Origin of the sequence: Achromobacter veterisilvae (assembly GCF_037619525.1) — a bacterium.
GTDB classification, from domain to species: domain Bacteria; phylum Pseudomonadota; class Gammaproteobacteria; order Burkholderiales; family Burkholderiaceae_B; genus Achromobacter; species Achromobacter veterisilvae.
Window position 1 is genome coordinate 5013382 of record NZ_CP148753.1, and the last position, 13760, is coordinate 5027141.

15 protein-coding genes and 1 tRNA gene are annotated in these 13760 nt (G+C 67.7%); 9 read left to right on the forward strand and 7 right to left on the reverse strand.

The genetic code is table 11. The annotated features are described in order from the left end of the window. The first annotated feature begins 139 nt into the window (after nt 1–139). Complete coding sequence (locus WHX56_RS23210; RefSeq protein WP_287755838.1) at nt 140–625, forward strand: GNAT family N-acetyltransferase; 486 nt, start codon at nt 140–142, stop codon at nt 623–625. Between the two features lie 14 nt (nt 626–639). On the opposite strand, the gene WHX56_RS23215 is transcribed toward WHX56_RS23210, so the two are convergent. The 5 genes from WHX56_RS23215 to aqpZ all read right to left on the reverse strand — a co-directional run bounded on the left by WHX56_RS23215 (nt 640) and on the right by aqpZ (nt 4142). Then, the gene (locus WHX56_RS23215; protein WP_129239469.1) at nt 640–948 is read right to left on the reverse strand and encodes a carbohydrate isomerase; all 309 of its coding nucleotides are present in this window, start codon (nt 946–948) and stop codon (nt 640–642) included. A gap of 65 nt (nt 949–1013) precedes the next feature. After that, nucleotides 1014–1871 (reverse strand): 3-deoxy-8-phosphooctulonate synthase, encoded by an 858-nt coding sequence (gene kdsA, locus WHX56_RS23220; protein WP_129239468.1) that lies wholly within the window; start codon nt 1869–1871, stop codon nt 1014–1016. Between the two features lie 93 nt (nt 1872–1964). Next, nucleotides 1965–2528 carry a cytochrome b gene (locus WHX56_RS23225; RefSeq protein WP_338879129.1) on the reverse strand — a complete coding sequence of 188 codons (564 nt, stop codon included), beginning with the start codon at nt 2526–2528 and terminating at the stop codon, nt 1965–1967. Nucleotides 2529–2604: 76 nt separating this feature from the next. After that, a complete protein-coding gene (locus WHX56_RS23230; protein ID WP_129239466.1) occupies nt 2605–3294 on the reverse strand; it encodes an MgtC/SapB family protein in 690 nt (229 codons plus the stop codon). 134 nt (nt 3295–3428) lie between these two features. Then, nucleotides 3429–4142, reverse strand: coding sequence for an aquaporin Z (gene aqpZ, locus WHX56_RS23235; protein WP_129239465.1), 714 nt, complete (start codon nt 4140–4142; stop codon nt 3429–3431). Between the two features lie 629 nt (nt 4143–4771). On the opposite strand from aqpZ, the gene WHX56_RS23240 reads away from it, so the two are divergent. Beyond that, nucleotides 4772–5014 (forward strand): toluene tolerance protein, encoded by a 243-nt coding sequence (locus WHX56_RS23240; RefSeq protein ID WP_129239464.1) that lies wholly within the window; start codon nt 4772–4774, stop codon nt 5012–5014. Here WHX56_RS23240 and WHX56_RS23245 read toward each other — a convergent pair. Next, nucleotides 5011–5379 (reverse strand): hypothetical protein, encoded by a 369-nt coding sequence (locus WHX56_RS23245; RefSeq protein WP_129239463.1) that lies wholly within the window; start codon nt 5377–5379, stop codon nt 5011–5013. The genes WHX56_RS23240 and WHX56_RS23245 overlap by 4 nt on opposite strands. 508 nt (nt 5380–5887) lie before the next feature. Beyond that, nucleotides 5888–5974 (reverse strand) — tRNA-Leu (locus WHX56_RS23250). A 45-nt stretch (nt 5975–6019) separates the two neighbouring features. Between WHX56_RS23250 and dapC the strand changes: the two genes are divergently transcribed. The 7 genes from dapC (at nt 6020) to WHX56_RS23285 (ending at nt 13683) form a co-directional block, all read left to right on the forward strand. Further along, nucleotides 6020–7216: a succinyldiaminopimelate transaminase gene (gene dapC, locus WHX56_RS23255; RefSeq protein ID WP_338879130.1), complete on the forward strand. Its 1197-nt coding sequence runs from the start codon at nt 6020–6022 to the stop codon at nt 7214–7216. A gap of 24 nt (nt 7217–7240) precedes the next feature. After that, complete coding sequence (gene dapD / locus WHX56_RS23260; protein WP_129239461.1) at nt 7241–8062, forward strand: 2,3,4,5-tetrahydropyridine-2,6-dicarboxylate N-succinyltransferase; 822 nt, start codon at nt 7241–7243, stop codon at nt 8060–8062. Further along, entirely contained in the window at nt 8062–9222 is a 1161-nt protein-coding gene (gene dapE, locus WHX56_RS23265; RefSeq protein WP_338879131.1) for a succinyl-diaminopimelate desuccinylase, read from the forward strand. The genes dapD and dapE overlap by 1 nt, the downstream gene beginning before the upstream one ends. Nucleotides 9223–9306: 84 nt before the next feature. After that, nucleotides 9307–10203: a 50S ribosomal protein L3 N(5)-glutamine methyltransferase gene (gene prmB / locus WHX56_RS23270; RefSeq protein WP_338879132.1), complete on the forward strand. Its 897-nt coding sequence runs from the start codon at nt 9307–9309 to the stop codon at nt 10201–10203. Next, nucleotides 10200–12134: an ABC-F family ATP-binding cassette domain-containing protein gene (locus WHX56_RS23275; protein WP_338879133.1), complete on the forward strand. Its 1935-nt coding sequence runs from the start codon at nt 10200–10202 to the stop codon at nt 12132–12134. Before prmB ends, WHX56_RS23275 begins: the two co-directional genes overlap by 4 nt. 128 nt (nt 12135–12262) lie before the next feature. Continuing rightward, nucleotides 12263–12751 carry an RNA polymerase sigma factor gene (locus WHX56_RS23280; protein ID WP_338879134.1) on the forward strand — a complete coding sequence of 163 codons (489 nt, stop codon included), beginning with the start codon at nt 12263–12265 and terminating at the stop codon, nt 12749–12751. Next, the gene (locus WHX56_RS23285; protein ID WP_338879135.1) at nt 12748–13683 is read left to right on the forward strand and encodes a FecR family protein; all 936 of its coding nucleotides are present in this window, start codon (nt 12748–12750) and stop codon (nt 13681–13683) included. The genes WHX56_RS23280 and WHX56_RS23285 overlap by 4 nt, the downstream gene beginning before the upstream one ends. The last annotated feature ends 77 nt before the right edge of the window (nt 13684–13760 follow it).

The following is a 13760-nucleotide window of genomic DNA, read 5'->3' on the forward strand; positions in this document are numbered from 1 at the left end:
GAGGGCAGGATCCTGCCCAAGAATCGCGCCCCGCCGTCCGGCGCGCAAGTAAGGGAATTCCCGATACGGCCGCGCGGCGCGCCCGGCAAGGCCAGGCATTCACAGGTAGGATAGGCGTCCCAGAAAACAGGAAGTATCCGTGACTATCGAAATCCGCCCCGCCGCCCCTTCGGATGCGGCCCAGATCCATGCCTTCATTACCGAGCTTGCCGTGTACGAGCGCGCCGCCCACGAGGTGATCGCCAGCGCCGACGACGTCCGGCGCACCCTGTTCGCCGAGGGCGCGCCGGCCAGGGCGCTGATGTGCCTGCTGGACGGCAAGGCCATCGGCTACGCCGTCTATTTCTACAGCTATTCGACCTGGCTGGGCAAGAACGGCATCTACCTGGAAGACCTGTACATCACGCCGGAGCACCGCGGCATCGGCGCCGGCCGCGACCTGCTGCGCCATCTGGCGCAAGACGCGGTGGCCAAGGGTTGCGGACGGCTGGAATGGAGCGTGCTGGACTGGAACACGCCCGCCATCGACTTCTACCGGTCGATCGGGGCGTTGCCGCAGGATGAATGGGTGCGCTACCGCCTCGCCGGAGACGCGTTGCAGAACTTCGCGCAAGGCCGGCGCTGACGGCCGGCGCCGGATCAGAACTCCGGCAGGTCGAACAGTGTATGCAAGGTGGAACTGGGGACGGGCACTGACGCGAGATGCTCGCGCCCGTCGTCGTCGACCAGCACGCGCACCGGACGCGACGCCACGCTCATGCCGTCCAGGCTGATGGCGGTCTCGACCTCCGCCCCGCCCTTGATGAGCTCGATGACCTCGGACGCCGCCGCCGTCACCGGCTCGGTGACCCACCCCGGCACTCCGCGTTCGGCCTGGCCCCAGCGCACATAGGCCACGTGCCCGCTGACGGGCTCTTTTCGAACGGCGACGATCACGTACAAAGACATCCAGGCCTCCCTAATGTTTGCCTGGATCGTATAACAACTCGACGCAGCCGTTATGACCGCCGGGGTCAGGGTTCGATGTCGATCGGAGCAAAGGATTTCACCAAGTCGTCCAGCCGCTTGAGCTGGGTCAGGAAGGGCTCCAGCTTGTCCAGCGGCAAGGCGCTGGGGCCGTCGCATTTCGCGTTCCTGGGATCGGGATGGGCCTCCAGGAACAAGCCCGCCAGCCCCACCGCCATGCCGGCGCGCGCCAGTTCGGCCACCTGCTCGCGGCGGCCGCCGGACGCGGCATCCAGCGCCGAACGCTGCTGCAGGGCGTGCGTCACGTCGAAAATCAGCGGACGGCCGCCGGACACCTTCTTCATCACGCCGAACCCCAGCATGTCCACGACCAGGTTGTCGTAGCCGAAGCAGGTGCCGCGGTCGCACAGGATGAGCTTGTCGTTGCCGGCCTCGGTGAACTTCTCGACGATGTTCAGCACCTGGCCCGGGCTGAGGAACTGCGGCTTCTTGATGTTGATCACGCGCTGCGTCTTGGCCAGCGCGACCACCAGGTCCGTCTGACGCGCCAGAAAGGCGGGCAACTGCAGGATGTCGGCGACCTCGGCCACCGGAGCGGCCTGCCAGGGCTCGTGCACGTCGGTGATGACCGGCACGCCGAAGGTGCTCTTGACCGCTTCGAAGATCCTCATCCCCTCTTCCAGCCCCGGGCCGCGGTAGGAATGGATGGAGGAACGGTTGGCCTTGTCGAAGGATGCCTTGAAAACGTAGGGGATGCCCAGCTTGCGCGTCACGCGCTGGTATTCCTCGCAGGCGCGCAGGGCCAGGTCCCGGGATTCCAGCACGTTGATGCCGCCGAACAGCACGAAGGGACGATCGTTCGCGCAGTTGATCGAGGGGGAAATAACGACTTCTGGGGCGGTCATGGCGGGTGAATCCTGTAGAAATGAAGCAGGTGACAGTGCGTAATGTACAACCTGCCCGCCCGCGCATCGCTCTCCGCGCCGTCCCTCCCGGGCTCAGCGGCTTGAAAGCATGCGGCGCAGCACCCCGTCGCGCAGGAGGTAATGGTGGAAAAGCCCCGCCAGCGCATGCAGGAGGGCCAGGATCACGATCGTCCACGCCACGGTGTTGTGCAGCCCGCCGATGAAATGGCGTCGCTCGCGGTCGATGGCGATCAGGGTGGGCACGTCGAAAAGGCCGAAGAAGGCGAAGGGCTCGCCCTGCGCCCAGCGGAACAGGAAGCCCAGCACGATCTGCGCCGCCATCAGCGCGTACAGCAGCCCGTGCGCGCCCGTGCTGGCGATGCGGAACCAGCCGGTGGTGGCCGGCGGCAGGCGCCTGCCCGCGCTCAGGCGCCAGGCCGCGCGCAGCACGAACACGGCGGCGAACAGCAGCCCGAACGAAATGTGCAGCGATTGCAGCAGGCGCCGCGTGGGCGTGCCGCGCGGCAGGAACCCCCAGGCCTCCGCCAGCGCGAACAGGCCGACCACCAGGAGGGCCGTCAGCCAGTGGAAAACGATGGTGGCCCGGTCATAGTGCGCAAGAGCGGCCGGCGCGGCGGCGGAGGAAGAAGTGGTCACAGGCTGTGCTCGAAATCCGGAGTACGGCCTGCAAGCGTATTGAGATCGGACTTACGGCGTCCTGATTGCCCGGGAATCAGGCATTGCCGGTATCGGACGTCCAGCTCGCCGAAAACGTCTGCGGCAGCAGGCTCAGGCTGCCCACCAGCTTTTCCACCCGCTCGTCTTCCTGGCGCATGGAATAGACCACTGCGGTCACCTCCGAGCGGCCGCCGTCGCGCTGCTGGCTTTCCACGCCGCGCAGGCGCAGGCTGTGCTTGCCCAGGGCGTTCAGCAGTTCCGCCCGCATCAGGGCTTCGTCGGCCGACGCGCAGGTCAGGGCGATGTTGTAGTAGCGCTCTTCCGTTTCCGCGTCGGGCACGTAGCGGTCCATCAGCCTGGCGCCGCTGCGCAACAGCACGTTGGTCACCAGGATCAGCGAGGTCACCGCGCCGGATTCGGCCAGGAATCCGTAGCCGGCCAGCACGCCCACGGCGCCGGTGGCCCAGATGGTGGCCGCGGCGCTCAGGCCCCGGATGGTCAGGCCGTCCCGCATGATCAGGCCGGCTCCCAGAAAGCCGATGCCCGTCACGACCTGGCTGCCCAGGCGCATGTCGCTGCTGGCGCCCAGCAACGCGGGCAAGGCGGTGTAGGCGGCCGCGCCCAGGGCGACCAGGGCGTGCGTGACGACGCCCGCGTAGTTCTGCCGCCACTGGCGCTCGAGGCCGACGGCGGCGCCGAGCAGCATGGCGAGCGTGAGGTGGATGGCGATGGAGAATTGGCTCATGGGACGCTGCGTGTTTCTTGTTCTTCCCGGAGGGGCCCGGAGAGCCGCCGCCCGCGCGGTCGGCTCGGCCCTATTATCGCCCGCTCCCCGGAAACGCCCCGTTTTCGCCCGCCTTGCGCCCCCGCGCCCCCGCCCTAGGCGTTTTCCTTCGCGGGATCGCTCACCAGCCGGTAGGCGATGGCGCCGATGATGGCGCCGGCGATGGGCGCCACCCAGAACAGCCACAGTTGCTCCAGCGCCCAGCCGCCCACGAACAGCGCGGGCCCGGTGGAACGGGCCGGGTTGACCGACGTGTTCGTGACCGGGATGCTGATCAAATGGATGAGGGTGAGCGCCAGTCCGATCGGGATCCCCGCGAAACCGGCGGGCGCGCGCTTGCTGGTGGCGCCCAGGATCACGAACAGGAACCCCGCGGTCAGCACGATTTCCGCCACCAGCGCGGACGCCATCGAATACTTGCCGGGCGAATACGCGCCATAGCCGTTGGCCGCGAAATGGCTGCCCTTGAGGTCGAACCCCAGCTTGCCGCTCGCGATGCACGCCAGGACCGCCGCCGCCGCGATCGCGCCCAGGACCTGGACGATGACGTAGGGCACGATTTCCCTGGCCGGAAAACGGCCGCCCGCCACCAGGCCCACCGTGACCGCCGGGTTGAAATGCCCCCCGGAAATATGGCCCACCGCGAACACCATCGTCAGCACCGTCAGGCCGAAAGCCAGCGCCACGCCGGCGAAGCCGATGCCCAGTTCCGGAAAACCGGCCGCCAGCACCGCGGAGCCGCAGCCGCCCAATACCAGCCAGAACGTGCCGAAGAACTCCGCGCCGCAGCGTTTCGATAGCGAATACATTTCAACCCCCGAAAAACGAAAATCCAACGGTATCGCGAGGCGGGGACGGCGACGTTAAAGCAATGCAAATCTTGACATTCCTTGTGCGCGGCCAGGCGCGGGCATCCCTGCCCCAAGCAAGGTAACGTCGCCGGGAGCGTTCGGGGATCGGCCGTAAGGACGAGAGCAGGCGGGCCTTCGCGGCCCGCGAGGCCCGTCGGCTTGCAATATATATTTAAACGGGCACACTACGGCCATTCGAAAGTACGGGGCCCCGCCACGCGGGGCCTCATCCGGCCGGCCGCGCGCAGTCTTGCGGCCGCGTCCGCGTAGGAGTGCGCGCGGTGTCTGATGTCCAGGACATGAATCCTCTTCATCGCAACAAGCGGGTGCCGTCGACGCCTGACGCGGCACGGCTCGATGCCGCCTTGCCGCTCCTCTTCTTCCCGCACATCCCAAGCGCGATTGCGTCCGCCGCCATGCGGTAGCGACTAGCCGCGGCCATTCCCTGCGGAATCGGCCGCCCGGCTTCCCTCCCCCCTTCTTTCTCCGTTTCCCGTCTTTCGCGGCCGTTCGCGCCGCGAGGACTGTCTTCGTGCAAACCCGTCAAGAGGCCAACACACCCCATCGACCGACTCAAGGAGCGTCACATGCGGCTAATCACCGATCAGGAACTCAACACCATGTCCACCGAAAGCAAGCGCCGCCGGCACCAGGAACTGGACCGCAAGCTTGCCGTCGCCAGCCAGCGCGGCTGGTCGTGCGCGCACCGGATCGAAGCGAGCCGCGCGAAGGTCCATGCCGCCATCCAGCAGGATGTCGAGCAAGGCCGCGATACCGAGGCCAGGACGGACAAACGGCGCGTGCGCGGCGCAGCCCGCGCGTCGAGCTAAGCGGGCCGGCCCGTATGGGCGGAAGGCGGCGGGCAGCACGCCGCGTCCCCCTCCGGGCCGCTGCTGGACCAGCGCTCGGCGTCGCGGATCAGGTATTGCAGGAACTGCGCGTAGGCCTGCTCCAGCGCCAGCGTCCAGGCGCCGTTGTCGTGCCTGGCGCAGGAAGCGCGCACGGCGCAGTTCAGCGTTTCGGCCAGCAGGCCGATCGTCGCGCCGGACATCCGGAAACAGATCGGGGCCTGACAGGAATGCCGGTGGGCGTGACGCAGCGCGCTGTCGCGCGCTTCCGCCGTGGCGTGGGTATTGGCCACGTCCCGCAGCAGCGCATTCAGCATTTCGCACCAGTCGGCCAGCAGTTCATGCACGGCTCACCTCGCAAGGAACGCGGAGGGGAAGGCCAGGCCGGCGACGGCAGTCTTCCCGTACTCGCGGCGAGGGGTCCGAAGATCGATGACATCCAGAAATGCAGCGTGCTTGAGCGCCATGGAAGGCCCTCCTTAGAGTGCTGTTTTATGGGCAAGCATCCACCGAAGAGCGCGAAGATATCCCAAAACTTGCGATCTTCGCACTGGCGTATACCCCTAAGCCGCGGACCGCGGGCGGGCTGGGCGCGCGCCGGCCGCGGACCGGGCGAGGCCGATCCGGGGGTCAGATCTGGAGGGTCAAGCTGGGAATTGGCGCGGGAGGGGCCTGGCGGGAAGGATCGGCGCGAGTGGTTCGAGGACCGCGAAGCCATGCCCCGCCAGTGCCCAAACCACTCGCCTTTCCCGATAAACCGTTGATTCCAAAGAAAATGCTTGCGCACAATCCTGGAGCAGAAGGCCGGTGGCAAAAGCCCGATCCACCGGAAAACAACCAACGGCTTTAATGAGTTGGTGCGAAGGAGGGGACTCGAACCCCTACACCTGTTACGGCGTCAGGACCTAAACCTGGTGCGTCTACCAATTTCGCCACCTTCGCAAAGCCAAGCCCGCTATTGTAGCTTGCTTGTTAAAATCTTGCGTCATGAATCCGCGCCTCGATGCCCTACACCCCTATCCGTTCGAAAAACTGCGGGCTTTGCTGGCTTCGGCCGCCCAGCAGCCGGACGGCCTGACGCCCATCAATCTGTCGATCGGCGAGCCCAAGCACGCCGCACCGGAGCGCATCGGGCAGGCCATCCGCGACAATCTCGCCGGCCTGTCCGTCTACCCGTCCACCAAGGGCGACCCGGCCCTGCGCCGGGCGATTTCGGAGTGGCTGGCGCGCCGCTACAGCATTCCCGCGCCGGACCCGGAAACGCAGGTGCTGCCGGTGTTGGGCTCGCGCGAGGCGCTGTTCGCGTTCACGCAGACGGTGATCGACCCATCGGCGGGCTCGGTGGCGATCTGCCCCAATCCGTTTTATCAGATCTACGAAGGCGCCGCGCTGCTGGCCGGCGCCACGCCCTACTTCGTGAATGCCGACCCGCTGCGCAATTTCGGCAGCGACTGGAACCAGGTTCCCGCGGAAGTCTGGAAACAGGCGCGCATGGTTTTCGTGTGCTCGCCCGGCAATCCGGCGGGCAACGTCATGTCGCTGGACGAATGGAAGGCGCTCTTCGAACTCTCCGACCGCCACGGCTTCGCGATCGTTTCCGACGAGTGCTATTCCGAGATCTACCTGGACGAAGGCAATCCCCCGCTGGGCGGCCTGCAGGCGGCGCGCCGCCTGGGCCGCAACGACTACCGCAACCTGGTTGCGTTCTCCAGCCTGTCCAAGCGTTCCAACGTGCCGGGCCTGCGTTCCGGCTTCGTCGCGGGCGACGCGGCCCTGATCGGCCGCTTCCTGCTGTATCGCACGTATCATGGGAGCGCGATGAGCCCGCTCGTGTCCGCGGCGAGCGTCGCCGCCTGGACCGACGAAGCGCACGTGAAGGACAACCGCCGGCTGTACCGCGAAAAGTTCGACGCAGTCGTGCCCATCCTGCAGAACGTGCTCGACGTGTCCCGCCCGCAAGCCTCGTTCTACCTGTGGGCGGCCACGCCCGGGTCGGACACGGCCTTCGCGCGCGACCTTTACGGCCGGACTGGTGTTACCGTGCTGCCGGGCAGTTTCCTGGCGCGGGAAGCGCATGGCGTGAATCCCGGCCAGGGCCGCATCCGCATTGCCTTGGTGGCGCCTTTGGCTGACTGCGTGCAGGCAGCCGAACGCATCGCCCATTTTGTACATACTTCTGTTTGATCAACCCTTAAAAGCTGAGCCGCTATGACTCTCGACCTGCAGACCACCATCGAAAAAGCCTGGGACGACCGGGCCAACCTGTCGCCCGCCGACGCCAGCGCCGAAGTGCGCGAAGCGGTGGAGCGCACCATCGACGGCCTGGATCTGGGCCGCTTGCGCGTCGCCGAAAAAATCAACGACGACTGGGTCGTGCACCAGTGGATCAAGAAGGCCGTGCTGCTGTCGTTCCGCCTGAGCGACAACGCCATCATGGGCCAGGCCCCGCTGCAGTTCTACGACAAGGTGCCGCTCAAGTTCTCGGAATACGGCGACAACGCCTTCAAGCAGGGCGGCTACCGCGTGGTGCCGCCGGCCGTGGCCCGCCGCGGCGCCTTCATCGCCCGCAACGTGGTGCTGATGCCCTCCTACGTGAACATCGGCGCCTACGTGGACGAAGGCACCATGGTCGACACCTGGGCCACCGTCGGCTCGTGCGCGCAGATCGGCAAGAACGTGCACCTGTCGGGCGGCGTGGGCATCGGCGGCGTGCTGGAGCCGCTGCAGGCCAACCCCACCATCATCGAAGACAACTGCTTCATCGGCGCCCGCTCGGAAGTCGTGGAAGGCGTGGTCGTGGAAGAGAACTCGGTGCTGGCCATGGGCGTGTTCCTGTCGCAAAGCACCAAGATCTATGACCGCGCCACGGGCAAGATCACCTACGGCCGCGTGCCTTCGGGCTCGGTCGTGGTCCCCGGCTCGCTGCCGTCGGCCGACGGCACGCACAGCCTGGCCTGCGCCGTCATCGTCAAGCGGGTCGACGCGCAGACCCGCGCCAAGACCAGCATCAACGATCTGCTGAGGGCCTGATGAGCACATCCGCGTCCGCGCCGGCCTCCGGCGTGCTGGATCTGGTCAAGGACCTGATCGCCCGCCCGTCGGTGACGCCCGCCGATGAAGACTGCCAGGCCACGCTCGCCGCGCGCCTGGAACGCATCGGCTTCAAGTGCGAAACCATCGCCCAGGGCGGCGTGACCAACCTGTGGGCGCGGCGCGGAACCGCCGCGCCGCTGGCCGTGTTCGCCGGCCACACGGACGTGGTGCCTCCGGGCCCGCGCGAAAAGTGGGAAAGCGACCCGTTCGTGCCCACCGAACGCGACGGCTACCTGTACGGCCGCGGCGCGGCCGACATGAAGAGTTCGATCGCCGCCTTCGTGGTGGCGGCCGAGGAATTCGTGGCGGCCCGCCCGCAGCACGGCGGTTCGATCGCGCTCTTGATCACGTCCGACGAAGAAGGCCCGTCGATCGACGGCACCGCCATCGTCTGCGACGCGCTCAAGGCGCGCGGCGAACAACTGGACTACTGCATCGTCGGCGAGCCCACCTCGGGCGACGTGCTGGGCGACATCTGCAAGAACGGCCGCCGCGGCTCGCTGTCGGGCAAGCTCACGGTCAAGGGCGTGCAGGGCCACGTGGCCTACCCCCACCTGGCGCGCAATCCCGTCCACCAGTTGGCGCCGGCCCTGGCCGAGATCGTCGGCATCGAATGGGACCGGGGCAACGAGTACTTCCCGCCCACGACGTTCCAGGTGTCGAACCTGAACTCGGGCACGGGCGCCACCAACGTGGTGCCGGGCGAGGCGGTGGCGCTGTTCAACTTCCGCTTCTCCACCGCCAGCACGCCGGAAGACCTGAAGGCGCGCGTGCATGAAGTGCTGGACCGCCATGGCCTGGAATACGAACTGGACTGGGAACTGGGCGGCGAACCCTTCCTGACGCCGCGCGGCTCGCTCAGCGAAGCGCTGTCGTCGGCCATCAAGGACGAAACCGGCGTGACGACCGAACTGTCGACCACCGGCGGCACGTCCGACGGCCGCTTCATCGCCAAGATCTGTCCGCAGGTGATCGAGTTCGGCCCGTGCAACGCCACGATCCACAAGGTCAACGAGCGTATCGAGATTTCCTCGCTCGAACCGCTGAAGAACATCTATCGGCGCACGCTGGAAAACCTCCTGCCCGCCAAGCCGTAACCCCGTCCCGCGCTTGCCGCGCGGGCGCCCCGCCCCTCGTGAAATGCTGTTTCCCGAGGGGCGGCCTCATCAAGAAAACCAGCCATGCATCCATCCCCCCGCCTAGAACTGCTGACCCTGCGCGACCTGATCCGCTACGGCGTCTCGCGCCTGAACGCCGCCCAGGTGGCGCTGGGCCACGGCAGCGACAACGCCTGGGACGAGGCCGTGTATCTCGTGCTGCATGCCCTGCACCTGCCGCTGGACACGCTGGATCCGTTCCTCGATGCGCGCGTGCTCGGCGAAGAGCGCGACCGCGTGCTGGACCTGATCGACCGCCGCGTCACCGAACGCGTGCCGGCCGCCTACCTCACCAACGAGGCCTGGCTGCGCGGCCACCGCTTCTACGTGGACGAACGCGTCATCGTGCCGCGCTCGCCCATCGCCGAACTGCTGGACGAAGGCCTGTCGCCGTGGGTGCAGGATCCGCTGGCCGTCGAGAACGTGCTGGACATGTGCACCGGCTCGGGCTGCCTGGCGATCCTGTCGGCGCTGGCGTTCCCCTACGCCCACGTGGACGCGGTGGACGTGTCTCCCGACGCGCTGGACGTGGCGCGCCGCAATGTCGACGACTACGGGCTGGCCGACCGGCTGGATCTGCATGCAAGCAATCTGTTCGACAGCCTGCCCGCGCGCCAGTACGACGTCATCGTCTGCAATCCGCCCTACGTGAACAGCGGCTCCATGAGCGCCCTGCCCCAGGAATACCGCCACGAACCGGAGCTGGCGCTGGCCGGCGGCGGCGACGGCATGGACCTGGTGCGCCGCATCCTCGAAGCCGCCCCGCGCTTCCTGTCGCAAGAGGGCGTGCTGGTGCTGGAGATCGGCCACGAGCGCGACTTCTTCGAAGCCGCCTTCCCGCAGTTGTCTCCGGTATGGCTGGACACGGAAGCGGCCTCCGACCAGCTACTGCTGCTTACCCGCGAGCAATTGACCCTGTGATACGCGCTACTGGATTGACCCTGCGCCGCGGCACGAAAGTGCTGTTGGACGGCGCCGAATTCGTCGTGCACCCGGGCGAGCGCGTGGGCATCGTCGGCAAGAACGGCGCCGGCAAGTCCACGCTGTTCGCGCTGCTGACGGGCGACCTGGACGTGGACGCCGGCACGCTGTCCATGCCCGCCGGCTGGCGCATCGCCAGCGTGAAGCAGGAACTCGAGGCGGACGAACGTCCCGCCCGCGAGTTCGTCATCGACGGCGACGTCCACCTGCGCGAACTGCAGGCGCGCCGCGCGGCGCTGGCCGACGAGCAAGGCACGCAGATCGCGGAAGTGGAAGCGGCGCTGGTGGAAGCCGGCGCCTGGAGCGCGGCCTCGCGCGCCGAGCAGTTGCTGGCCGGCCTGGGCTTCAAGCCCGCCGAATGGATGCAGCCGGTGGAGAGCTTTTCCGGCGGCTGGCGCATGCGCCTGGCGCTGGCCCGCGCGCTGATGGCGCCGTCCGAACTGCTGCTGCTGGACGAGCCCACCAACCACCTGGACCTGGACGCCATGCTGTGGCTGGAGAAATGGCTGGGCGCCTATCCGGGCACCGTCATGCTGATCTCCCACGACACCGAGTTCCTGGACGCGGTCGCCAAGTCCATCCTGCATTTCGACCACGCCAAGCTGGTGCGCTATCGCGGCGGCTATGGCGACTTCCTGACGCAGCGCGCCGAACGCCTGCGCCAGGGCAACATCGCCTACGAACGCCAGACGCGCGAAGCCGCGAGGCTGCAAGGCTTCATCGACCGCTTCAAGGCCAAGGCGTCCAAGGCCAAGCAGGCGCAGAGCCGCGTCAAGGCGCTGGCGCGCATGCAGGTGCTGGCGCCCTTGCAGGCCGAAGCGGGCATCGACATCCGCATTCCCTCGCCGGAGCAGGTGCCCGACCCGCTCTTGACGCTGGAACACCTGTCGGCGGGCTACACGGACGAGGCCGGCCGCGCCGTGCCCATCCTGCGCGACGTGACGCTGATGGTGCGGGCGGGCAGCCGCGTGGGCGTGCTGGGCGCCAACGGCGCCGGCAAGAGCACGCTGATCAAGACGCTGGCCGAAGAGCTGCCCGTGCAGGCCGGCGAACGCCGCGCGTCGCGCGGCCTGGCGATCGGCTATTTCCACCAGCACCAGCTCGACATGCTGGACGTGGACAGCACGCCGATCGCCCACCTGGCGCGCCTGGCTCCCGAAGCCCGCGAACAGGAACTGCGCAACTACCTGGGCGGCTTCGGTTTTTCGGGCGACACGGTGACGAGCAAGGTCGGCCCCATGTCCGGCGGCGAAAAGGCGCGCCTGGCGCTGTCGCTCATCGTCTGGCAGAAGCCCAACCTGCTGCTGCTGGACGAGCCCAGCAACCACCTGGACGTGGAAACGCGCGAGGCCCTGGCCACCGCGCTGGCGGACTTCGGCGGCAGCATGCTGCTGGTGTCGCACGACCGCCACCTGCTGCGCACCACCGTGGACAGCTTCTGGATCGTGGCGGACGGCGCGGTGCGCGAGTTCGACGGCGACCTGGAAGACTACCGGGACTGGCTGGCCGCCCGCAACGCGGGCGAACGCGCCGAGGCGGCGCGCGAAAGTGCGGCCAGCGGCGAACCGGTGATCGACCGCAAGGCGCAGCGCCGCGCCGAGGCCGAACAGCGCCAGCGCCTGTCCGCCCTGCGCAAGCCGCTGGAAGCCAGGCTCGCCAAGGTCGATGCCGAAATGGAAAAACTGCGCGCCAAGCTGCATGCGCTGGACGCCGTCATCGCCGACCCGGATCTGTATTCGGACGCGCGCCGCGCCGAACGGCAGAAGGTCATGGCCGAACATGGCGAACACGGCAAGCGCATGGACGAGCTGGAAGAACAGTGGCTGGAACTCCAGGGTTCCCTGGAAGAAATCGACCAGAGCGAAGCCTGATGCCCGGAGGCGGCCGCAGCGGCGGCCGCCTCCGTCCCTCGTCTGGATTCGCTAATCTAGTAATAATAATTATTATCATTTATACTTTCCGGCGAATTTGACTCCATCTGGCGCGGGGCGCCAGCGATATGTCTTCGCTTACGGATGTATTCCTCCGCCACTACCGAGAGGTACTGGGCTTCCTCTCGATGCGCACCGGCTCGCGTGACGAGGCCCAGGACTGCGCGCAGGACACCTGGATCAAGCTGGCGGAATTCAAGGACCGGACGCGTCCGGACAATGACCGCGCGTACGTGTTCCGCGTCGCCGCCAATATCGCTGCCGACTGGCACCGCCGCCGCAGCCGCGAACTGAGCGCCACCGCCGACTACGCCGCCGCGCTGCCGGCGGCGCACGAGGCCGACACGCTGGACGTGGCCGCCGCCAACCAGACCTTGCGGCGGCTGGAAGCCGTCCTCCTCGCCCAGCCCCGGCGCAGCCTGGACGTATTCGTCCTGCATCGCCACGAAGGCCTGACCTACCGCGCCATCGCCGAACGCTACGCGATCTCCGTCAGCGCGGTGGAAAAGCACATGATGCGCATCCTGCTCGCCTGCGACCAGGCGCTGACGCCTTGAGCGCGGCGCATACCGGCCGGCGGCCGCAGACCGCCAAGGAAGCGGCATCGCGCTGGGTGATACGCCGCAGCGGCGAGACGCTGGATGCGCAGGCGCAGGCGGAATTCGATGCGTGGTACAGCGCCGATGCCCGCCATGCCGAAGCCTACGACCGGCTGTCGCGCCTGTGGCGCCGCATGGGAGAAATCGACAGCGGCAAGCTCGCCCCTCCGCGCCGCGCGCGCAAGCGCGCCGCCGCCGCGTCGCTCGCCCTGCTGGCCGCGGCATGGCCCGCCTGGCACCTGGTGCAGAACACCCATCCCGGCGCCGACTACACCAGCGGCGCCGGGATACGGCGCGTCGCCTTGCCCGATGGCTCCAGCGCCACGCTGGACGCGCACTCGGCCATCGCCATCGACTTCTCCGCGGACAAACGCGAAGTCAGGCTGCTGGCCGGAAGCGCGCTGTTCGCGGCCGCGCCGCGCGTGGCCGGCGGGCCGGCCTTCACCGTGGTCACCGTCGATGCGTCGGCCTCCGCGCTCGGCACCCGCTATGCGGTGGCGCGCGGCGAGGAAGGCACCCGCGTCACGGTGTACGAACATCGCGTGGCCGTGCAGTGCCTGGCCTGCGCGGGCAGCCAGGCGCTGGTCCTGGGCCCCGGCGACGGCGCCGAGGTGTCCGCCGCCGGCATCGTCCGGGAAGGGGCGCGGCGGGAATCCGAGCCCGACTGGAGCCAGGGGCTGCTGGCGTTCAACGACGTCGCGCTGCCGGATGCGGCGGCGCGGCTGTCGCGCTACACGGGCAAGTACATTCTCGTGCTGGGCGACGCGGCGAAAAGCGTGCGCGTGTCGGGCACGGCGAACATCGGCGATCCCAAGCGCGCCTTGGCGCTGCTGCTGGCGCAGACCAAGGTGGGCATTACCGACCTGCCCGGCCTGCTCATCCTGCGCTGACGCCGTTCTCAATCGGTAAATGAGAATTGATATAAATTATTCATGACGAAATTGCTGAGGTAAACGGCATCGCGCCA